Here is an 18,710-nt window from a genome sequence, read left to right on the forward strand (position 1 = left end):
TAATTAATTATTTCCAGAAGTTGATATTGTCGTAGAATTTACCGGACATCCGTTATTTTCTACAGGACCTGGAACAGTTACACATTTGTCGTAAAGGTCGATCACTCCATCTAAATCCATATCTAATGCGACACCAGCACCATCAACTCTTGCGCCTGCAGGAGTATCAAGTTGTCTGTCCCAATCATCACAAACGCCATCATTATCATTATCACCTTTTTGGCAAACAATTAAGTCCTGGGATGAATTTTCTAAAAGATTGGTTTTGTAATATACTTCCTGCAAAGGATCATGCCATGTTAAATGAGAACCATGCTTTCCTAATTTAAATGTTAAACCTAAATTAACGGTCATCATATCATCAGAATAGCTGTCATTGATAAGGTTATAATTAATCCTTGGATATCCGGTGTCTCTTAAGTCACCGCCACCATCGAATTCGTCATCGCCACTTACGATGTACATCGTTCTTAATTCTACATCAACTCGTTTTGATGCTTTGTATTTAAGTCCAAGACCGGTTTGATAAAAAAAAGATGCAAGACCAAATTTTTGATCTACAGCAAGTGGAAAAGTATTTGGTGCATATTTAGAAATGTCATTGTCCAGCAACAAAGTCTCATAAGCCTGAATACCTACACCAGCGTAACCGTGCAGCGCCCATCGGTAAGGGGAATGATTGTCAACTCTTCTCAATAAATTAGAAAAATTAACATCTCCTATTACAGCGATTTGCTGGAATTTGGTCCAAGCGTCTGCAACTCCCGCAACAGCACCTTCGGCGCCGGGTAATTGTCCACGTTGGTTTGTTTTTCCTAATTGGTATTGCAAGCTCATCCCAAAAGTATGGGTGATCTGTTTGTCTAAACTTACGTAAGCGTTATAGCCCCAGTTAATCTTCTTATCATAAAAAGATGTTAGATCGCCTTTGGCCAGAAATGCTGAACCGCCGCCGATAGAAATTGCCCAATCGTTAAACCTTCTGGCAGAGTTATCAAATTTTTGAACCTTTGAAGAACCGCTGGAGAAAGTGTTGGGATAATCATTACTACCTGAAACCGCTAAACTATCTTGTGCGTAGAAAGCAATAGGTAGAGTTAATGCTAAAAATAAACCTAATTTCATATGTGTGTTTTTAATGTTTCTCAATATCTACTAACAATTTTCGAGAGAAATCGCGTTCATACAAATGCTTGTGGTGAGGAATTTGTAAAATTTCACATTCAAATTTAACGTTCCCATATCTTACAATATCAATATCTATAATCCTGTCGGAGTAGGTATTTGTAAGTGATGAGTCTGTTATCCTTCCCATATTAAACTCAATTCTTTTTATCAAATTCAAAAGATTAACAGGCGAAAATTGTGTTTTTATTAATACTGCAATATTACAAAAAATATTATTACTAACAAATTCGACAGGGTCATTCTTCAACATTGAACTTTGCTTGATAATTGACCCAATGTCCTGCTGAATAAGACTTAAAGCAGTTTCGATATTTGCCTCGGAATCCCCAAGATTACTTCCGAGTAACAAAGTAACATCATAGTGCGACATATTGCAAAATATTATTAGATTATGAGAAGTTTTTTTAAAAATGTCTTAGCAAATATAGTAGCAATTATGATCATTGGAGCCATTTTCTTACTGTTTCTAGTGATGATGATTATGGCCAGCGTTTTCAGTAATGATAAAAAAGCGAGCGTAAAAGATAATTCGGTGCTTACTTTAGATTTTAAAACCCATGTTATCGATAGTCCTTCCGAAGATAATGAGGGAATCTTCTCCTTTAATGAAAAGCAGAAGAATATTTTGATCTTCGATATGCTCGAAGCGATTAAGAATGCCAAAGCAGATTCCAAAATCAAAGGCATCAGCATTGAAACGGACGGAATAAAAGCCGGAATGACACAACTTGATGATATTCGGGCCGCTTTAGAAGATTTCAAAAAAAGTGGAAAATTCGTTTACGCTTATGGAAATGTAGTTTCGCAACCTGCCTATTATTTAGGTTCTGTAGCCGACAAATATTATCTTAATCCTGCGGGCGGAATTGAATTGAAAGGTTTATCGACCGAAGTTTTATATATGAAGAGTTTCGCAGAGAAATTTGGGATCGGGATTGAAGTCATTCGCCACGGAAAATACAAATCTGCAGTGGAACCTTTTTTAAGAGATGATATGTCGCCGGAGAACAGAGAACAACTTTCTACTTTGCTAAATGATATATGGTCTGTAAATTCTGCGAAGATTGCAAATTCACGAAAAATCGATACTGCTCAGTTTAGAACTATTGTCGACAGTCTTTACGGGATCATTCCAGATTTAAGTTTAAAATATAAATTGGCAGATCAGCTTATTCAGAAAACAGAATATGACCAGCTTCTTAAAGCAAAATTAAACCTGAAAGAAAAAGATAAACTCAGTAAAATATCTTTCAACACTTATATAAGTAGTTTTGAAGAGGATGAAAAAGGGAAGAAAGACAATCAGATTGCAGTTCTTTATGCATCTGGAGCAATTTATAACGGCGAAGGTTACGATGCGGTTTACGCAGAAAACTTCGTAAAGGAGATTCAGAAACTGAGAGACAATGAAAAAGTGAAAGCCGTTGTTTTCAGAATCAATTCTCCAGGTGGAAGCGCAAATGCTTCCGACGAGATCCTTTTTGAACTTCAACAACTGAAAAAGAAAAAACCACTGGTCGTTTCTTTTGGTGATTACGCTGCATCCGGCGGATATTATATTGCCATGGCTGCCGATAAAATTTATTCTGAACCTAATACGTTAACGGGTTCAATAGGTGTTTTCGGAATGATCCCTTATTTTAAAGAAATCGCCAACAAGAACGGTTTAAATTCTTACGCCGTAAATACGAATGCCAATTCCAATATGTACTCTCCAATTAATGGCATAACGCCGGGCGGCATTTCGATGATGACGAGAAGTGTAGAACAGACTTATAAAAGATTTGTGCATTTTGTAACGGTGAACCGCAAAAAATCTTTCGAGCAAATTGATGAAATTGGAGGCGGCAGAGTTTGGAGCGGAACCAGAGCCAAGCAAATTGGTCTGGTTGATGAACTGGGAACTTTGAATGATGCGATTAACTTTGCAGCGAAAAAAGCAAACCTGAAAGAATACAATACGGCGAGTTATCCAAAACGAATAAGCAAATTCGAGCAACTGTTTAAAGATATGGGCGAAGATCAAATTTCTGCACGGCTCATTAAAAATAAAATTGGCGCAGATAATTACAAGATTTTCGAACAGGTAACCAATCCAAAATTAAAAAGCAGCGTAATGATGGAAACAGCTTATCAGATAAAATTCGATTAACGCCACAAAAAATCCCGGTTTGAAATTCAAACCGGGATTTTTTTAATGTTTTTGGTTAGGCTCTTTTTGTAGCCATTCCATATATCCAGAGGACTGCTAAAGCTCCAACTACTGCAAGCAACATGCTTTTAATGTCGAACTCTTCTACCGTTCCCCATCCTAGCATTGTTCCGATCCATCCACCTACGAATGCACCTACTATACCTAAAATAATTGTTAAAATCCAACCCATGTTCTGATTTCCAGGCATGATGAATTTAGCGATTGCTCCTGCGATAAGACCAAAAATGATCCAAGTTAAAATTCCCATAGTTTTAAAAATTTAATGTTAATAATTTAGAATTTGATTTTTTAAAGTTAGAAAAAAAATTAGAATAATTAAAATCTTTCTAATTCCGTTTTCTGAAAAAAGAATCTACAAATTCTGTTCCATTAAATAATTGCAGGTCTGTCATTTTCTCCCCAACGCCAATATATTTTACAGGAATTTGAAACTGATCCGATATTCCAATCACGACACCTCCTTTTGCCGTACCATCTAATTTCGTCACCGCCAATGCGTTAACTTCCGTCGCAGCGGTAAACTGTTTGGCCTGCTCAAAAGCGTTTTGCCCTGTGGAACCGTCCAGAACCAATAAGATTTCATGGGGCGCATCTGGAATAACTTTCTGCATTACTCTTTTGATCTTGGTGAGCTCATTCATTAAATTCACTTTGTTGTGAAGTCTCCCGGCGGTATCAATAATTACAACATCTGCTTTAGTAGCCACCGCACTTTGTACAGTATCAAAAGCCACAGAAGCAGGATCAGATCCCATATTCTGTTTCACGATCGGCACTCCTACTCTTTCGCTCCATATCGTTAACTGTTCTGTTGCTGCTGCACGAAAAGTATCTGCAGCTCCTAAAACAACATTTCTGCCTTCCGTTTTAAACTGGTGTGCCAGTTTCCCGATGGTCGTTGTTTTTCCTACTCCATTCACCCCAACAACCATAATAACGTAAGGCTTTTTGGACCCGTCGATATTGCCGGTTCCGGCATGTGGATTTTCTAATAGCAAACCTGTGATTTCCTCGCGAAGGATCTGATCGAGTTCATCGGTTCCGACAAATTTATCTCTTGCAACGCGCTGCTCAATTCTTTCGATAATTTTTATTGTTGTAGTAGCGCCAACATCGGAAGCGATGAGGACCTCTTCCAGATCATCCAAAACCTCCGCATCTACAGTACTTTTTCCGACAACTGCTTTCGAAATTTTCTCAAAAAAACCTTGATTCGATTTTTCCAAACCTTTATCTAAAGTTTCTTTCTCTTCTTTTTTAAATACTTTTTTAAACCAGCTCATTATAAGAAATACAAATTTAAAATTAGAAATTACAGCCTTTAAGCGGACTGCAACCAAAGATAAAACAAAAAAACTACCCAATAGGATAGTTTTATATATTCTCGCTTAAGCAGAAATTATTTTTTCAAAAAACCTTCAACTTCGTCAGCGTTCATTACTCTTTCTTCGAAAACGTAAGCACCACTTTTTGCGGATTTTACCATTTTCACAACTTTGGTCATTTTTTTAGAACCTGCACCACCCTGAAGCGTTGCTACTACTTTCTTTGCCATTTTTTATTCTTTTAAAAAATTACTTAATTTCTTTGTGAAGGGTGTATTTCTTAAGAACCGGATTAAATTTTTTCAATTCTAATCGCTCAGTAGTGTTCTTTTTATTTTTGGTAGTGATGTATCTTGACATTCCTGCAACACCTGTTTCTTTGTGCTCTGTGCACTCCAAAATCACCTGTACTCTATTTCCTTTTTTTGCCATGATTCTTATTTTTTAATAAATCCGTTTCTAGTTGCTCTCAGGATCGCTTCTTCAATCCCAATTCGATTAATAATTCTCAATCCGTGAGCAGTAACTTTTAAAGTTACAGATTTCTCTTGCTCTGGAAGGTAAAATTTCTTCTCTAATAAGTTAATTTCAAAACGACGCTTCGTTTTGTTATTAGCGTGAGAAACATTGTTTCCTACCATTGCACGCTTTCCTGTTATTTGGCAAATTCTTGACATATCTGGATGTTCTTATTTCTTATGAATATTTGAGAGTGCAAAATAACGAAGAAAATTTCAAATAGACAAATGTTTATGAAATTAATTCTGTAGAATTTTACATTATTTTAGTAACTAAATGCTTCAGTAAGCAATTTAGTTACTCAATTCTTTTGATCGCTTTTCCGCAGCTAAAATTCCTTTCCTTAAAGTTTCTTTCAGTTCATTATCTTCAAAAACTTTCAACGCTGCTTCCGTTGTTCCGCCTTTTGAGGCCACATCTTTGATGAGTTCCTCTAAATTTTTATCAGAATTATTAATCAAATGATAAGCGCCCAACATGGTTTGCTTTACAAAAAGTTTCGAGAGATTTTCCTCGATTCCCATTTCTGTTCCAGCTTTGATCATGGCGTCAACGATGTAATAAAAATAAGCAGGTCCACTTCCGGAAAGTGCTGTAACGCCATCCAAAAGATTTTCATCTTCTAAATAAACGGATCGTCCCGTCGAGTTTAGAAATCGTTCAATTTGCATCAGATCAGGAAAAGAAATTCCTTCTGCCGCAGTATAACCCGTAATTCCCATTCCCAAAAGCGTGGGCGAATTTGGCATGGCTCGGACGACTTTTTTATGATTTAAAAGATGCTGAATTTTTTCAATTTTGATTCCCGCCATGATGGAAAGCAGCATTTGATCTTCCTTCAATTGAAAGGAAATATTCTCCACGACATATTGAAAATCTTGTGGTTTCACGGCAATAATAATTAAATCGGCCTCAATCTCTTTCACCTCTTCAAAAGCAGAAACTTTAGAACCTGGAAAAAGTTTTGATATTTTGTTTATCTTTTCTTTTTTACGGGTAATTAAATGAAGATTTTCAGGGAGAATAAGTTCGTATTTCAAAAAAGATCTTGAAAAGGACAAACCCATATTTCCAGCTCCGAGGACGGCTATTTTCATAAGTTCATGTGTTGATTTGACGAAGTGACAAGGCGATGATTGAATGTTATGTTGTGTCGATATTTAAAAAATTTGCGATGATCAAATTTATACATCATCGCATTATCACATCAAATAATATTCACTTCCCTTTCCAATTCAATTCCGAATTTTTCTTTAACAGACTCAATGATCATGGTGGAAAAATCATAAATTTCTTTTCCAGAAGCATTTCCAGTAGCATTTACGATGACCAAAGCCTGTAATTTGTGCGAAGCGACGTTTCCGATCTGTTTACCCTTCCAGCCACATTGTTCAATCAACCAACCTGCAGGAACTTTTACGAAATCACCGTTTGGATAACCGGGAATAGTTAAGAATTTCTCTTTCAAATCTTCAAATTGAGATAGAGGAATTGTTGGATTTTTAAAGAAACTTCCCGCATTTCCAATGACTTTCGGATCAGGCAACTTACTTTTTCTAATATTAATCACGGCTTTTGAAATATCCTGAATGGTCACACTGAGCTTGTCGAAGTGTTGAAATCCTAAATTTTGTAATTCAGATTGAATCGCGCCGTATTCGGTTTTAATGAAGTGATCTTTTCTGGTCAGCTTAAAGGTAACTTCTAAAATAATATATTTTCCCTTTTCTTTTATTTTGAAAATCGATTCGCGATAGCCAAACCTGCATTTTTCACGATCGAAAATTTCGACTTCCAGAGTCTCTAAATTCAGAACTTTACAACTATCAAAAGTGTCTTTGATTTCCGTTCCGTACGCGCCAATATTCTGCATCGGCGAAGTTCCAACATTCCCCGGAATGAGCGATAAATTCTCTAAACCTCCGTAATTTCGATCCAGACAATACTGCACAAACTCATGCCAGTTTTCACCGGCTTTCGAGGTCACCAAAACTTTATTTTCATCAACGACTTCTTCAGAAATTCCCTTTAAATCTAATTGAATCACTAAACCATCGAAATCCTTCGTAAACAACAAATTACTTCCACCACCGAGGATGAGGAGTTGTATGTTTTGAGTTTTTGAGTAGTTGAGTGCTTCACGCAATTCCTCCAATGAAGTGACTTCCACAAAATATTTTGCAGAAACATCTACGCCGAAAGTATTGTAAGGTTTTAAGGATATATTTTCCTTCATTATTTCGCTACAGTCAGTTTTTTAAGAAGGTCTTTCAGATTTTCAAGTTGTTGATACGACTTTGAATCAGCTACGTTCATTAAGGTATAATTCTTTTCTGAGGTGTTGATCTCAAAGATCTCATCTGGACCGTCGTAATGTCCTCGCGCCTCCTCACTTTTGGTTTTTTTGATCATCTCTAAATTAATAGCAGATACAATTTTGTTCCAGTCTGCAGAATTAATTTTCTCTTTAACCTCTGGAATGTCATCAAAAGCACTTCCGAATTTTGTCGAAATCAAAGAATCTTTCGTTGCGACAATTTTCAGAAAACCGGCTCTTCCCAAAGTTTTTGAATAAGAAACGAAATTGATGTCGCTACTTTTCGATGAATTATTTGGATTAATACCTGCGCAACTGTTAACCACAAAAGCAAGTAATCCCAAAATCGCAAAGTTTTTTATTTTTTTGAACATAGATTTTTTTTGATTACAAATTAAATTCAATTTTATATTTCTGAAGTGCATCGCTGAGCAATTCTACACTTCTGCGTAAATCTTCCTCCTTCAAAACATAGGCGATCCGCACTTGTTTTCTGCCCAATTCCGGATTGCTGTAAAAGCCACTCATTGGGGCAACCATAATGGTTTCGTTATTATTCGAATAACTCTCTAAAAGCCATTGTGCAAATTTATCGGTATCATCTACGGGTAATTCTACCGCGCAATAAAAAGCTCCTTTTGGTTTCGGACAAATCACGCCCGGAATTCCGTTCAGCAGATCGACCAAAACATTTCTACGGTGCGTATATTCTGCACGAACTTTCAGTATATAATCGGCATCATTTTGATGAGCTGCGGCCGCTGCGATCTGTCCCAATAGAACAGGGCTTAACCTTGCCTGTGCAAAAAGCATTGCTGCATCGTGGATCTTTTTTGATCTGGTGATCAACGACCCAATTCTTACGCCACACATCGAATATCGCTTTGATTCGGAATCAATAATAATACAATTATCAGCAATTTCGGGGAACTCAAACATCGAGATCTGTTGCTTTCCATCATATACATATTCCCGGTAAACCTCATCAGAAATAATCACAATATCATGCTTTACCGCAATGTCTGCCAACTGCTGCAATTCTTCGCGCGTGTAAAGATAACCGGTTGGGTTGCCCGGATTACAAATTAAGATCGCTCTCGTTTTTGGTGTAATTTTCTTCTCAAAATCTTCGATCGGAGGCAATGCAAAACCACTGTCGATCGTAGAGGAAACCGCAACAACATTTACATTAAAAGTGCTTGCAAAACCATTATAATTCGCGTAATAGGGTTCTGGAATAATCACTTCATCTTCTGCGTCGCACAAAGTGGAAAGCGCAAAATTCAATGCTTCCGATCCACCATTGGTTACAATAAAATTATCGGGTGTTAAATCCGTAAACCCCAGCGTATGATAATAATCCTTCAAAGCCGTTCTGTAGTCTAAATTCCCTTCAGAAAGCGCATACTCAAAGATCTTTAAATCGTTGTTTTTCACTGCATCCAAAGCAGATTGCGGCGTTTCGATATCGGGTTGACCAATATTCAGGTGATACACTTTTATTCCTTTTTGTTTAGCAAGTAATGCGTAAGGAACTAGTTTTCTAACGGGCGAGGCAGGCATATTTTGCGCGCGCTGAGAAATTTTCGGCATTCTATTTATTTTTTGCAAAATTAAGAATTTTTTCGGAGCAATGTAGCATGAATATATGCCAAAAAGAGGTTCCGGCTTTCCGTTGCAATCTTTTGTTTGCAGCGGCAAAAAAAAGGATTTTCACTGCAATCCGGGCTAGAAGTATAAGTCGTTTGTTTTCCAATTTTTTCTAAACACAAATCCCACAAATTTACCGCACAAATAATACTAGTCGATTACTGTAACAATTGGATGTTTGAAATCTTTGTGACGGCAGGTTTCGATAAGCTCAACCTGACAATGACTAGAATTCAATTATAAAAAAAGACGGTCATGCTGAGATTTTCTAAGCATCTTAAATCCAATTATAATCACCGACATTCAAGAAAGTATATATTAAAAATGTGGAATTTCTGAGATCATTCTCGCCATTTGTGTTTAAGAGAAATAAAAAAAACCGCAGAAATATCTGCGGTTCATATTGATCAAATTGAAAAAAGTTCTATTTAATAAATCCTTTGCTTTTCAACAATGGTTTCAAATCAGGATCTCTTCCTGTAAAATCCTTGATTGCTTTGTTCAGATCTTCTGAATTTCCGACAGATAAAATATATTTACGGAAACGATCGCCATTTTCACGGGTCATTCCACCATGCGTTGTGATCCAGTCCCAAGCATCAGCATTCAACATATCACTCCACATATAAGCGTAATATCCTGCAGAATATCCACCGCCCCAAATGTGCGCAAAATATGGAGTATGATATCTTGGCGGAACTTCTTTTAAGTTAAAACCAAATTTCGCCAAAACGTCTTTTTCGAATTCCAGCGCTGGTTTAAACTGAGATTCATCCGTTACGGAATGCCAGTTCATATCTAAAGTTGCCGCAGAAACTAATTCAGTAGTTGAATATCCCTGGTTGAAAGTCCCGGCTTTTTTAATTTTATCAACCAAAGCTTGTGGCATCGGCTGTTTCGTTTGATAATGCAAAGCGTAATTTTTCAAAACTGATGGTTCCAAAGCGAAGAATTCATTAATTTGAGAAGGAAATTCTACAAAATCACGCGGCACATTTGTACCAGAAATCGAAATATATTTCTGGTCAGCAAACAATCCATGTAAAGTATGTCCAAACTCATGGAACATGGTCGTAACATCATCATAAGATATCAAAGAAGGTTTTCCTTCCGCAGGTTTCTGAAAATTGAATACATTTACGATGACAGGTTTCTGACCTAACAAATGAGATTGCTCAACAAAATTACTCATCCACGCTCCACCATTTTTATTGTTTCTGGTGTAGAAATCTAAATAATAAATGGCTAAAGATTTTCCATCTCTGTCAAAAACTTCGTACGCTTTCACATCGGGATGGTAAACCGGAATATCCTTTCTTTCTTTGAAAGTGATTCCATAAAATTGTTCAGCGGCGTAGAAAACTCCTTTTTCGAGAACTGTTCTTACTTCAAAATAAGGTTTGATCTGATTTTCATCTAAATCATATTTTGCTTTTCGAACTTGCTCTGCATAAAAATTCCAATCCCAGGGTTCTACGGTAAATCCACCTTTTTGTTTATCGATCAATGCCTGAATTTCATCGCTTTCTCTTTTTGCCGTTTCCACCGCTGGAGTTGCCAAACGCGCTAAAAGATTCATCGCATTTTCCGGAGTTTTTGCCATTTGATCCTGAAGTTTCCACTCTGCAAAAGATTTCTTACCCATCAAATGTCCTTTGTCCATTCTGATTTTAGCCAGTCTTTCCAAAATACTTCTCGTATCATCGGCGTCTCCTTTTTCAGCTCTGTACCAAGAGGCTTTGAAAAGCTTTTCGCGAGTTGCTCTGTTTTTCAAATTTTGAAGCATCGGCTGCTGCGTCGTATTTTGCAGCGCCAATAAATATCCTTTTTTTCCGGCAGCTTTTGCATCTGCTGCAGCAGCTTCAATTTCATCCGCAGAAAGTCCATCTAATTCTTTAACATCAGTAATCAAAAGCGCCCCATCTTTTCTAGCATCGAGCAGTTTACTTGAAAATTGCGTAGAAAGCGTTGCTAATTCTTCATTGATTTTTTTAACCTTCGCTTTATTTTCCGGAGAAAGATTGGCTCCGGCGATTTCGAAATTGGTAGTGTATAATTCTAAAACTCTCTTCTCTTCCGAACCTAAATTTTCAGTTTTAATGGCTTTAATTCGAGCATACAACTTTTCGTTCAAATACATTTTATCGCTCAATGCAGAAAAAATAGGTGCATAATCTTCTTCTAACTTCTGTAAAGTTGGATTGGTATTCGAACCCGTCAGATTATAAAAAACAAGTTGTGCTCTTTTTAAAACTTCACCACTATTTTCCAGAGCCAGAATGGTATTTTCAAAAGTTGGAGCTGTAGAATTATTCGCGATATTCTCAAATTCGGCCAACTGAACTTTCATCCCGTAATCGAAGGCTGGTTTAAAATGTTCGTCTTTGATCTTATCAAATTCCGGTGCTTGGTATTGCAGGGAACTTTTTTTCATAAATGGATTGTTCGCCATATTGGCATCCGGTGCCGGAATTTCTGTGGGAGAATTTTCAGTAGTTTTCATAGTAGTACAGGCAGTTGTCATTACCAAAGATGAAATTAAAAAAACAGATGTAATATTTTTCATTCGTAAATTGTTATTAAAGCATAAAGATATTAATTTAAAATTTATCTTTAACATGATAAACATTCGCTAAAACAAAAAACTATGAAAACATTAACAATCTCTATTTTCTCCGCATTCCTAATCCTATCGTCATGCAACGTGAAATCAGACAACGGTTTCCCTTTCAACATAAAGCCAAAAGTAGGAACCGGAATGATAAAAAACAAAGAATACAAAATGTCTTTTGATGAAATTAAAGTCGCTCAATCAATCGATGCGGTAGTCGTTAAATCGGACGAAGAAAAAATAATCATAACCGCGCCATCTGATATTATAGATGATATTTTGGTAGAAAATTCTAACGGAAAAATATACATTCATTTTAAATCTGGTGAGAATATTTCTGCACGGAATGTAGCTGCAAAAATTTTCGCAAAAGATTTTTCTGCTGTGAAAGCGAGTTCTTCTGCCTCAATCGACATTAAAGATAAATTTACGCAAGAACGCATGACGATCGAAGCGTCGAGTTCGGGAGATATCACCGGCGATTTGGAAGCTAATGAGATGTCGATCGATGTTTCAAGTTCAGGAAGTTTTACCGGAAAAATCTGGGCCGTAAATCTGAGATCAGAAGCAACTTCTTCGGGAGATATTGACATTTCAGGTAAAGCAAAAAACGCGAATCTTAGCGCTTCTTCTTCGGGAAGCTTGAATGCTCAAAAAGTCATTGCGGAAAACGCAGATCTTCAAGCCTCGAGTTCTGGAGATGTAAGTGTTTCTGTAACAAATCAGCTCAACGCTTCTGCCAGTTCATCAGGTGATATTAATGTGACCAGAAAAGGCAATTTGAATATTCTTTCTAATAAGGAAAGCAGTGGCGGAAGTATTTCAATTGAATAAAGAAAACCTCCTATGAAAATACAATCAGCTTCGAAATTTCGGAGCTGATTTTTTATACGCTAATTCGATGCAGATTTTAAAGTAATTGGATGAAGAAAGAATTTATACAAAGTATTATTTTATTATTTCAAAATAGATTTTATGTGAAAATAGGTTTCGGCTAAAGCCAATTCATTTCGTTAACGAAAAAACGGGCTAAAGCCCGTTCCTATTGATTTGTGAAATATTTGATTATTAAAAATTGTTTGTTGAAGTAAAAACATTCTGACACTTGGGCTCTTTTTACTTTTTCCTTGGCTCTTCAAAAACTATCCAATCAATCTTTGGCTCTTTCAAAATACAACAATTAACCTTGGCTCTTTTTACTTTTACCTTGGCGCTTGGACAAATCGCGATTTGTCCCTACCAACCACCGGATGCACCGCCGCCGCCGAAACTTCCACCGCCACCGAATCCGCCAAAGCCACCGCCTGAACCGCCACCAAATCCGCCACCGCTACCGAATCCACCGCCACCGAAACTGCCGGGGAATGGAAAAAATCCGCCTGGATACGACCGTCGACCCCGTCTGGAAAGCATTTCGTCATCGTCATTATTACCACCGCCGCCGCCACGGTTACTAAATAGGAATCTCAATATCATTAATATGAAAAAACCGATCAGCAGCATTTGAAGCGTACTTAACCCTTCTTTCTTAGAACTTTTTGCAATAGGTTTAAATTTTCCCTGAACAGCTTCCATCAAGGCGGTTGTTCCGCGATTTATTCCTTCAAACCATAAACCCTGTTTAAAATTGGGAGTAACAATATAATCCATGATCTGTCCTGCGACAGAAGCGGTTAAATATTGTTCCACCGCCCGACCTTGCTGGATCGCCATGGTGTGATCTTCGGTTGCGATAAGAAAAACAATTCCGTTATCGATTCCTTTCTGCCCAATTCCCCACTTTTCACCATACATTGTGGCTAGATAATTCACATCTTCGCCGCCCGTTGTAGGAATAATGATGACCTCAATTTCTGTAGAAGTTGAATCGGAAAATTTGATCAGTTTTTGATTGAGCTGATCTTTTTCTGCTTTAGTTAAAAGTCCAGCTTCATCATAAACCGGATAAAGAATCGCCGGTTTTGGGGAGATTTTCTGTGCAAAAACAAAAATGTTTAAACCTAGAAAAATAAATATAAAAAAGTTTTTAAGAGAAAGTGATCTCATTCGGCAATTCATTGGGATTTTCTCCCGAAATCGGGAAATATTTTTTGAGTTCGAGACCAGTTTCTAAAACGGCACTTTTTAAACCATCATGAAAATTTCCTTTAGAAAATTCTGTGGTAATTTCATCGTGCATTTTATTCCAGAAATTTTGATTTACTTTTTCGTGAATTCCTTCATCACCAATAATCGTAAGATATTTTTGTTCGAAGTTGACATGAAAAAGCACCGCATTTCTCGCAACAGTTTTATCCTTACAAAGTCTTTTGAAAACTTCAAAAGCGATCTCTGCATTATTTCCTTCGGTATTGGAATCGATATGAATCCGAATTTCCCCCGTAGAATGGTCTTCTGCTGTTTGAATGGCCTCCACGAGGGAAGCCATTTGCTGGTCTGTTAAAAAATTATTCATTAATTGGTAAAAACTTCGGGCGCTTTTTCAGCACCTGCTGCAGCTTTGAAATAAGGTTTTTCTTTAAAGTTGGTGAAATTCGCCAAAACATTATTTGGGAAGGTCTTGATCGAAGTGTTGTAATCCTGTGCAGCTTCGTTATAATAAACAGTTTCACTTCTCACGCTGTTTTCAATTGCAGTATATTCTCTCTGGAAATTGATGTACTGCTGATCGGCTTTTAAATTTGGATAGCTTTCAACCACTGCCATCAATCTGCTTAAAGCGCCACTCAATTCTCCCTGTGCCGCCTGGAATTTCGCCATATCAGCTTCCGTCATGTTGGTTGGATCTACGGTGATCGATGTTGCTTTGGAACGGGCTTCAATAACTTTGGTCAAAGTTTCCTGCTCAAACTGGGAATATGATTTTACCGTTCTTTCCAGGTTTGGAATTAGGTTCGCCCGCTTTTGATAAACGGTTTCGACATTTGACCATTTTGTATTTACCGTCTGTTCTTTTGTCGTAAAACTGTTGTAGCCGTTCTTACCCCAAAAGAATAACACAGCGGCAATTACAAGCAGAGCAATACCGATCGTTCCGGCGCTCATACATCCCTTATTTCTCATAGTTTATTATTTTTAATGTTTTAATTCGATACCCAAATATACAAATTATGTCTTAAATTTGTGAAAATTACAGAAAAATGGTAACTATAGTTGTGGCAATGGGTTTAGATAATGAGATAGGAGCAGATAATCAGTTGCTCTGGCATTTACCCACCGATCTAAAACATTTTAAAGAGATCACCACCGATCACCCGATCATCATGGGTAGAAAAACATATGAAAGTATAGGGAAAGCACTGCCGAACCGTACAAACATTGTAGTTTCCAGAAAAAAAGACTGGTTTGAAGAAGGGATTTTGATCGTAGGAAGCTTGAAAGAAGCTTTAAAATTTGCTAAGAAAATGGACGAAGAAGTATTCGTCATCGGTGGTGGAAATATCTACGAACAAACCATGGAATTAGTAGATAAGCTGGAAGTTACCCAAGTAAATGCAAAATTAAAGGCCGACGTTTATTTTCCGAAGATCAATCCCAAGATCTGGCAGAAAACTGAGGAGATCGCTCACGAAAAAGACGAGAAAAACGAATATGATTTCAGTTTTCAAACCTGGGAAAGAATAGAGAAAAATGAAAACATTTAAAACAAAATAAAAGATCTGCCCGAACTTTTCACCATTCAGGCAAATGATTATCTTTGCACTTCTAAAATTTAAACAATGAACAAATACATAAAATTCGTTATTGCCGCTCTAATGATCGCCGCCGGAGTTTATCTGATGATGAACAGAAATATTGGCTGGGGCATTGTTGTGGTTATTCTTTCTGCCATCCCGATCTTTTTATTTTTTAAAAATGAGCTGATCCTGCTGGCTTTTTGGTTTTTAAGAAAACAGAATACCGTGAAAGCCTCTTTTTGGCTTTCAAAAATTAAGAATTACCAGTCAGAACTTCATAAAAACCAATATGGCTATTATCATTATTTACAAGGTTTGCTCCTCGCGCAGGATAATCCCGCGAAAGTAGAACCATTGATGAGAAAAGCCCTGGAATATGGTCTGAATATGAAACATGACCGTGCAATGGCGACGCTAAACATTGCTGCCGGAGCCATGCAAAAGGGTCGCAGAAATGAAGCTCAAAAATTACTGGAAGAAGCGAAACGCTTAGATTCCGCCGGAATGATGACCGATCAAATTAAAATGATGAAAGATCAGTTGAAAATGCCGTCGATGCAGAAACACATGCATAATCCGAATATGCGGCAACGTGGAAAATCGTTCTAAATAAAAGCCTCACTTAATTATAAATCCTGCAAATTGCAGGATTTTTTTTTCGAATGTGCGAAAGAAACGAGCGCCGATAATTTTTGCTTAAGACTTATCAAATAAAAGTCGTAGATAACTTCTACGCGTCAGTCGGTAAATTCTGTCCTAAGACGAAATTTCTCCCATGGCTCTTTTTACTTTTTACCTGGCTCTTTATCCTACATTTCTGAATTATGATCTGCACCATAAAATTTAGGGATCTGCCACTGATATTTAACCGCTAAAGTTCGAATCATAACGATTAAAAGAATGGTCGAAATTTGCACAAAAAGATAGGTAAAAGTGCCATACTTAACCATCATAAGAAACAAGCTCCCACCTAAAAGACAAGCTGTTGCGTAAATTTCTTTACGGAAGATCAAAGGAATTCTGTTCAGTAAAATATCGCGTATGATTCCACCAAAACAACCCGTGATCGTGCCCAAAGTTAAACAGATCAAAGGATGAAGTTCTGCACTCAAACCTTTCTGAATTCCCACAATGGTGAACAGTCCCAACCCGAAACTGTCAAATACAAATAAAGTTACCCTGAATTTTTTTTCAATCGATTTAAAGATCATCGATAACAGACAGGTTATAAAAATAACGGAACAAATGATCATATCGTGCATCCAGAAAACCGGCACATCTAAAAGCACATCTCTCACCGTTCCACCGCCAACTGATGTTACAAAAGCGATAATCAAAACACCGAAAGGATCCAGGCGTTTTTGCATAGCAGCAAAACTCCCCGACATTGCAAAAGAAATTGTACCGAGAATCTCGATGACGAAATTTAAATTTTGATGTATTTCCAAAACTTTAGTAAAACAATTTTAAAAATTTTTCCTTTTCAGACCTTGCTCTTCCAACCGCTCTGTAATTTGCAGCAACAGAAGTTAACGAGCGATGAATTTGTTTTCTTATGACTGATAAATCTTCAGAGTAAGGTAAAATTGAGAGCGTTCTTGCTATTAAAACACAAAGCTTTTTTGTTCGATCTCTGAAAACTTGATTAAAATCAGTACCCATAATTTAATTTTATTACTCATTATTTAGACCCGAACCGAATCCGGAACCAACAATTCGTAATTTCCTTTGAAAGTGAGAATTTCTCTTACAATACTTGAACTGATGAACGCTTTGCTCGCGGATGTTAGCAGGAAAATAGTTTCCACTTTGTCGGTTTTCGTCAATTCCCGGTTGGTTTGAGCGATGGCTTTTTCGAATTCGAAATCGGAAGGGTTGCGAAGTCCTCTTAAAATAAATTTAACATTTTTGCTATGGCAATAATCAATCGTTAAACCTTCAAAATGGTCGACTTCAACATTCGGGAAATCCTTAAAAGTATTTCGAATAAATTCCATGCGCTGTTCCAAAGAGAACATATATTTTTTCTGCGAATTCTGGCCAATAGCGATGATGATCTTATCGAAAAGCGGTGTGGCTCTTTCAACAATATCAAAATGTCCAAGGGTGATCGGGTCAAATGATCCGGGAAAAACTGCAACTCTCATATAATTTTAGATTTTGACTATTAGATTTTAGATGAATGTCATTTTCAAATCTAAAATATTTTATTTACTTTTCATTAAAGCTTTATCAACTTCATTTCCGCACAAGTCCTGAAGAGAAATCCCATAGATCTTGGCTTGCTGCGGTAAAATTGAAGTCGGCGAAAACCCGGGATTCGTATTCATTTCCAGCATGTAAGGAATGCCTTTCATGATGATAAATTCACTTCGGGAAAAACCACTCATTCCTAAACATTCGTATGCTTTTTTTGCGATGTCTTCAACTCTTTTCCGGGTTTCGTCATCGATTCTAGCAGGCGTAATTTCTTCGGAAGCACCTTCATACTTTGCTTCGTAATCGAAAAATTCATTATCGGGAACAATTTCTGTTATTCCAAGAACAATAGTTTTACCCTTGTAATCCAGAACACCAACCGAAACTTCCATTCCATCGAGGAAACTTTCAATTAAAATCTCGTCATCTTCAGCAAAAGCAAAATCCATAGCTTTTCTGAGTTCAAACTTTTCTTTAACCTTAGTAATTCCTAACGAAGAACCGGATTGATTGGGCTTTATAAAAAGCGGTAAACCTAATTTTGCGATGATTTCTTCTTCATTTACTTCCTCATTTTTTCGCAGATACACGCTTTCAGCAGAAGGAATTCCGTATTTTGACAATACGGCTAAAGTATCTTTTTTATTAAATGTTAAAGCACTTTGATAAAAATTACAACCCGTATATTTTTGTCCGATCGTGTCCCAATAGGCCTGAAGCTCGCCATTCTCACCTGGTTTCCCATGAATAATATTAAAGCAAACATCAAATTTAACATCGAAACCACTGCTCAGATTCACCGAGAAATCTGCTCTATTGATTGATGCTTTATCTCCTCTATCATCCAAAAAATACCATTCTTCTTTTAGAATAATGACTTTGTAAACATTGTACAAATCACGGTCCAGCGAATCAAAAATAAGTTGTCCGCTTTTTAGGGAAACTTTGTATTCGTCGGAATAACCGCCCATTACCACGGCAATATTTTTCTTTTTCATGACTTTTGATC

23 protein-coding genes are annotated in these 18,710 nt (G+C 37.0%); 4 read left to right on the forward strand and 19 right to left on the reverse strand.

From position 1 onward, the window contains the following. Nucleotides 1-3: 3 nt before the first annotated feature. Nucleotides 4-1,125 carry an OmpA family protein gene (locus ACZ9HT_RS11315; RefSeq protein WP_476040601.1) on the reverse strand — a complete coding sequence of 374 codons (1,122 nt, stop codon included), beginning with the start codon at nucleotides 1,123-1,125 and terminating at the stop codon, nucleotides 4-6. 10 nt (nucleotides 1,126-1,135) lie between these two features. Further along, the gene (gene folK / locus ACZ9HT_RS11320) at nucleotides 1,136-1,558 is read right to left on the reverse strand and encodes a 2-amino-4-hydroxy-6-hydroxymethyldihydropteridine diphosphokinase (protein ID WP_476040602.1); all 423 of its coding nucleotides are present in this window, start codon (nucleotides 1,556-1,558) and stop codon (nucleotides 1,136-1,138) included. Nucleotides 1,559-1,579: 21 nt separating this feature from the next. Between folK and sppA the strand changes: the two genes are divergently transcribed. After that, nucleotides 1,580-3,340 (forward strand): signal peptide peptidase SppA, encoded by a 1,761-nt coding sequence (gene sppA, locus ACZ9HT_RS11325; protein WP_476040603.1) that lies wholly within the window; start codon nucleotides 1,580-1,582, stop codon nucleotides 3,338-3,340. Nucleotides 3,341-3,395: 55 nt separating this feature from the next. On the opposite strand, the gene ACZ9HT_RS11330 is transcribed toward sppA, so the two are convergent. The 10 genes from ACZ9HT_RS11330 to ACZ9HT_RS11375 form a co-directional block, all read right to left on the reverse strand. Continuing rightward, nucleotides 3,396-3,650 (reverse strand): GlsB/YeaQ/YmgE family stress response membrane protein, encoded by a 255-nt coding sequence (locus tag ACZ9HT_RS11330; protein ID WP_476040604.1) that lies wholly within the window; start codon nucleotides 3,648-3,650, stop codon nucleotides 3,396-3,398. 79 nt (nucleotides 3,651-3,729) lie between these two features. Beyond that, nucleotides 3,730-4,686 (reverse strand): signal recognition particle-docking protein FtsY, encoded by a 957-nt coding sequence (ftsY, locus tag ACZ9HT_RS11335; protein WP_476040605.1) that lies wholly within the window; start codon nucleotides 4,684-4,686, stop codon nucleotides 3,730-3,732. A gap of 116 nt (nucleotides 4,687-4,802) precedes the next feature. After that, the gene (locus ACZ9HT_RS11340) at nucleotides 4,803-4,958 is read right to left on the reverse strand and encodes a DUF4295 family protein (RefSeq protein ID WP_235142855.1); all 156 of its coding nucleotides are present in this window, start codon (nucleotides 4,956-4,958) and stop codon (nucleotides 4,803-4,805) included. A gap of 19 nt (nucleotides 4,959-4,977) precedes the next feature. Next, the gene (gene rpmG / locus ACZ9HT_RS11345; protein WP_015806891.1) at nucleotides 4,978-5,160 is read right to left on the reverse strand and encodes a 50S ribosomal protein L33; all 183 of its coding nucleotides are present in this window, start codon (nucleotides 5,158-5,160) and stop codon (nucleotides 4,978-4,980) included. A 5-nt stretch (nucleotides 5,161-5,165) separates the two neighbouring features. Next, nucleotides 5,166-5,405 carry a 50S ribosomal protein L28 gene (gene rpmB, locus ACZ9HT_RS11350; RefSeq protein WP_476040606.1) on the reverse strand — a complete coding sequence of 80 codons (240 nt, stop codon included), beginning with the start codon at nucleotides 5,403-5,405 and terminating at the stop codon, nucleotides 5,166-5,168. Nucleotides 5,406-5,540: 135 nt separating this feature from the next. Further along, nucleotides 5,541-6,344, reverse strand: coding sequence for a pyrroline-5-carboxylate reductase (gene proC, locus ACZ9HT_RS11355; RefSeq protein WP_476040607.1), 804 nt, complete (start codon nucleotides 6,342-6,344; stop codon nucleotides 5,541-5,543). Nucleotides 6,345-6,454: 110 nt separating this feature from the next. After that, nucleotides 6,455-7,483 carry a UDP-N-acetylmuramate dehydrogenase gene (gene murB, locus ACZ9HT_RS11360; protein WP_476040608.1) on the reverse strand — a complete coding sequence of 343 codons (1,029 nt, stop codon included), beginning with the start codon at nucleotides 7,481-7,483 and terminating at the stop codon, nucleotides 6,455-6,457. Then, nucleotides 7,483-7,938: a hypothetical protein gene (locus ACZ9HT_RS11365; RefSeq protein WP_476040609.1), complete on the reverse strand. Its 456-nt coding sequence runs from the start codon at nucleotides 7,936-7,938 to the stop codon at nucleotides 7,483-7,485. Before ACZ9HT_RS11365 ends, murB begins: the two co-directional genes overlap by 1 nt. Before the next feature lie 13 nt (nucleotides 7,939-7,951). Continuing rightward, entirely contained in the window at nucleotides 7,952-9,157 is a 1,206-nt protein-coding gene (locus tag ACZ9HT_RS11370; RefSeq protein ID WP_476040610.1) for a pyridoxal phosphate-dependent aminotransferase, read from the reverse strand. A gap of 481 nt (nucleotides 9,158-9,638) precedes the next feature. After that, the gene (locus ACZ9HT_RS11375; protein WP_476040611.1) at nucleotides 9,639-11,780 is read right to left on the reverse strand and encodes a M3 family metallopeptidase; all 2,142 of its coding nucleotides are present in this window, start codon (nucleotides 11,778-11,780) and stop codon (nucleotides 9,639-9,641) included. Nucleotides 11,781-11,861: 81 nt separating this feature from the next. Here ACZ9HT_RS11375 and ACZ9HT_RS11380 point away from each other — a divergent pair, with 81 nt between their 5' ends. Next, entirely contained in the window at nucleotides 11,862-12,659 is a 798-nt protein-coding gene (locus tag ACZ9HT_RS11380; protein ID WP_476040612.1) for a head GIN domain-containing protein, read from the forward strand. A gap of 402 nt (nucleotides 12,660-13,061) precedes the next feature. Here ACZ9HT_RS11380 and ACZ9HT_RS11385 read toward each other — a convergent pair whose 3' ends face one another. Genes ACZ9HT_RS11385 through ACZ9HT_RS11395 form a run of 3 tightly spaced genes read right to left on the reverse strand, consistent with a single transcriptional unit; the run spans nucleotide 13,062 to nucleotide 14,888 of the window. Next, nucleotides 13,062-13,871: a TPM domain-containing protein gene (locus tag ACZ9HT_RS11385; RefSeq protein ID WP_476040613.1), complete on the reverse strand. Its 810-nt coding sequence runs from the start codon at nucleotides 13,869-13,871 to the stop codon at nucleotides 13,062-13,064. Further along, nucleotides 13,852-14,280, reverse strand: coding sequence for a TPM domain-containing protein (locus ACZ9HT_RS11390; protein ID WP_476040614.1), 429 nt, complete (start codon nucleotides 14,278-14,280; stop codon nucleotides 13,852-13,854). Before ACZ9HT_RS11390 ends, ACZ9HT_RS11385 begins: the two co-directional genes overlap by 20 nt. Continuing rightward, nucleotides 14,280-14,888, reverse strand: coding sequence for a LemA family protein (locus ACZ9HT_RS11395; protein ID WP_476040615.1), 609 nt, complete (start codon nucleotides 14,886-14,888; stop codon nucleotides 14,280-14,282). Before ACZ9HT_RS11395 ends, ACZ9HT_RS11390 begins: the two co-directional genes overlap by 1 nt. 77 nt (nucleotides 14,889-14,965) lie before the next feature. Between ACZ9HT_RS11395 and ACZ9HT_RS11400 the strand changes: the two genes are divergently transcribed. Continuing rightward, the gene (locus tag ACZ9HT_RS11400) at nucleotides 14,966-15,469 is read left to right on the forward strand and encodes a dihydrofolate reductase (RefSeq protein ID WP_476040616.1); all 504 of its coding nucleotides are present in this window, start codon (nucleotides 14,966-14,968) and stop codon (nucleotides 15,467-15,469) included. Nucleotides 15,470-15,544: 75 nt separating this feature from the next. Beyond that, complete coding sequence (locus tag ACZ9HT_RS11405) at nucleotides 15,545-16,111, forward strand: DUF2892 domain-containing protein (RefSeq protein ID WP_476040617.1); 567 nt, start codon at nucleotides 15,545-15,547, stop codon at nucleotides 16,109-16,111. A 200-nt stretch (nucleotides 16,112-16,311) separates the two neighbouring features. On the opposite strand, the gene ACZ9HT_RS11410 is transcribed toward ACZ9HT_RS11405, so the two are convergent. From ACZ9HT_RS11410 to ACZ9HT_RS11425, 4 genes are read right to left on the reverse strand one after another with little or no spacing between them, the layout of a single operon-like run. Next, the gene (locus tag ACZ9HT_RS11410; RefSeq protein WP_476040803.1) at nucleotides 16,312-16,944 is read right to left on the reverse strand and encodes a trimeric intracellular cation channel family protein; all 633 of its coding nucleotides are present in this window, start codon (nucleotides 16,942-16,944) and stop codon (nucleotides 16,312-16,314) included. A gap of 10 nt (nucleotides 16,945-16,954) precedes the next feature. Beyond that, complete coding sequence (locus ACZ9HT_RS11415; protein ID WP_476040618.1) at nucleotides 16,955-17,164, reverse strand: four helix bundle protein; 210 nt, start codon at nucleotides 17,162-17,164, stop codon at nucleotides 16,955-16,957. A 23-nt stretch (nucleotides 17,165-17,187) separates the two neighbouring features. Next, nucleotides 17,188-17,649, reverse strand: a complete 462-nt coding sequence (gene coaD / locus ACZ9HT_RS11420; protein ID WP_476040619.1) for a pantetheine-phosphate adenylyltransferase — start codon at nucleotides 17,647-17,649, stop codon at nucleotides 17,188-17,190. A gap of 60 nt (nucleotides 17,650-17,709) precedes the next feature. Then, on the reverse strand, nucleotides 17,710-18,699 hold the full coding sequence (locus ACZ9HT_RS11425; RefSeq protein WP_476040620.1) for a D-alanine--D-alanine ligase: 990 nt from the start codon (nucleotides 18,697-18,699) through the stop codon (nucleotides 17,710-17,712). Nucleotides 18,700-18,710 lie beyond the last annotated feature (11 nt).

The organism is Chryseobacterium sp. UYP7, from assembly GCF_056279225.1.

Bases quoted from the DNA above. Each gene is read 5' to 3' on its own strand.
- sppA (WP_476040603.1), top strand. From the start codon at position 1,580: ATGAGAAGTTTTTTTAAAAATGTCTTAGCAAATATAGTAGCAATTATG.
- coaD (WP_476040619.1), bottom strand. From the start codon at position 17,649: ATGAGAGTTGCAGTTTTTCCCGGATCATTTGACCCGATCACCCTTGGA.
- ACZ9HT_RS11385 (WP_476040613.1), bottom strand. From the start codon at position 13,871: ATGAGATCACTTTCTCTTAAAAACTTTTTTATATTTATTTTTCTAGGT.
- ACZ9HT_RS11400 (WP_476040616.1), top strand. From the start codon at position 14,966: ATGGTAACTATAGTTGTGGCAATGGGTTTAGATAATGAGATAGGAGCA.
- ACZ9HT_RS11390 (WP_476040614.1), bottom strand. From the start codon at position 14,280: ATGAATAATTTTTTAACAGACCAGCAAATGGCTTCCCTCGTGGAGGCC.
- ACZ9HT_RS11370 (WP_476040610.1), bottom strand. From the start codon at position 9,157: ATGCCGAAAATTTCTCAGCGCGCGCAAAATATGCCTGCCTCGCCCGTT.
- ACZ9HT_RS11395 (WP_476040615.1), bottom strand. From the start codon at position 14,888: ATGAGAAATAAGGGATGTATGAGCGCCGGAACGATCGGTATTGCTCTG.
- ACZ9HT_RS11375 (WP_476040611.1), bottom strand. From the start codon at position 11,780: ATGAAAAATATTACATCTGTTTTTTTAATTTCATCTTTGGTAATGACA.
- ftsY (WP_476040605.1), bottom strand. From the start codon at position 4,686: ATGAGCTGGTTTAAAAAAGTATTTAAAAAAGAAGAGAAAGAAACTTTA.
- ACZ9HT_RS11415 (WP_476040618.1), bottom strand. From the start codon at position 17,164: ATGGGTACTGATTTTAATCAAGTTTTCAGAGATCGAACAAAAAAGCTT.
- ACZ9HT_RS11330 (WP_476040604.1), bottom strand. From the start codon at position 3,650: ATGGGAATTTTAACTTGGATCATTTTTGGTCTTATCGCAGGAGCAATC.
- proC (WP_476040607.1), bottom strand. From the start codon at position 6,344: ATGAAAATAGCCGTCCTCGGAGCTGGAAATATGGGTTTGTCCTTTTCA.
- ACZ9HT_RS11405 (WP_476040617.1), top strand. From the start codon at position 15,545: ATGAACAAATACATAAAATTCGTTATTGCCGCTCTAATGATCGCCGCC.
- ACZ9HT_RS11365 (WP_476040609.1), bottom strand. From the start codon at position 7,938: ATGTTCAAAAAAATAAAAAACTTTGCGATTTTGGGATTACTTGCTTTT.
- ACZ9HT_RS11315 (WP_476040601.1), bottom strand. From the start codon at position 1,125: ATGAAATTAGGTTTATTTTTAGCATTAACTCTACCTATTGCTTTCTAC.
- ACZ9HT_RS11425 (WP_476040620.1), bottom strand. From the start codon at position 18,699: ATGAAAAAGAAAAATATTGCCGTGGTAATGGGCGGTTATTCCGACGAA.
- folK (WP_476040602.1), bottom strand. From the start codon at position 1,558: ATGTCGCACTATGATGTTACTTTGTTACTCGGAAGTAATCTTGGGGAT.
- murB (WP_476040608.1), bottom strand. From the start codon at position 7,483: ATGAAGGAAAATATATCCTTAAAACCTTACAATACTTTCGGCGTAGAT.
- ACZ9HT_RS11380 (WP_476040612.1), top strand. From the start codon at position 11,862: ATGAAAACATTAACAATCTCTATTTTCTCCGCATTCCTAATCCTATCG.
- rpmB (WP_476040606.1), bottom strand. From the start codon at position 5,405: ATGTCAAGAATTTGCCAAATAACAGGAAAGCGTGCAATGGTAGGAAAC.
- rpmG (WP_015806891.1), bottom strand. From the start codon at position 5,160: ATGGCAAAAAAAGGAAATAGAGTACAGGTGATTTTGGAGTGCACAGAG.
- ACZ9HT_RS11340 (WP_235142855.1), bottom strand. From the start codon at position 4,958: ATGGCAAAGAAAGTAGTAGCAACGCTTCAGGGTGGTGCAGGTTCTAAA.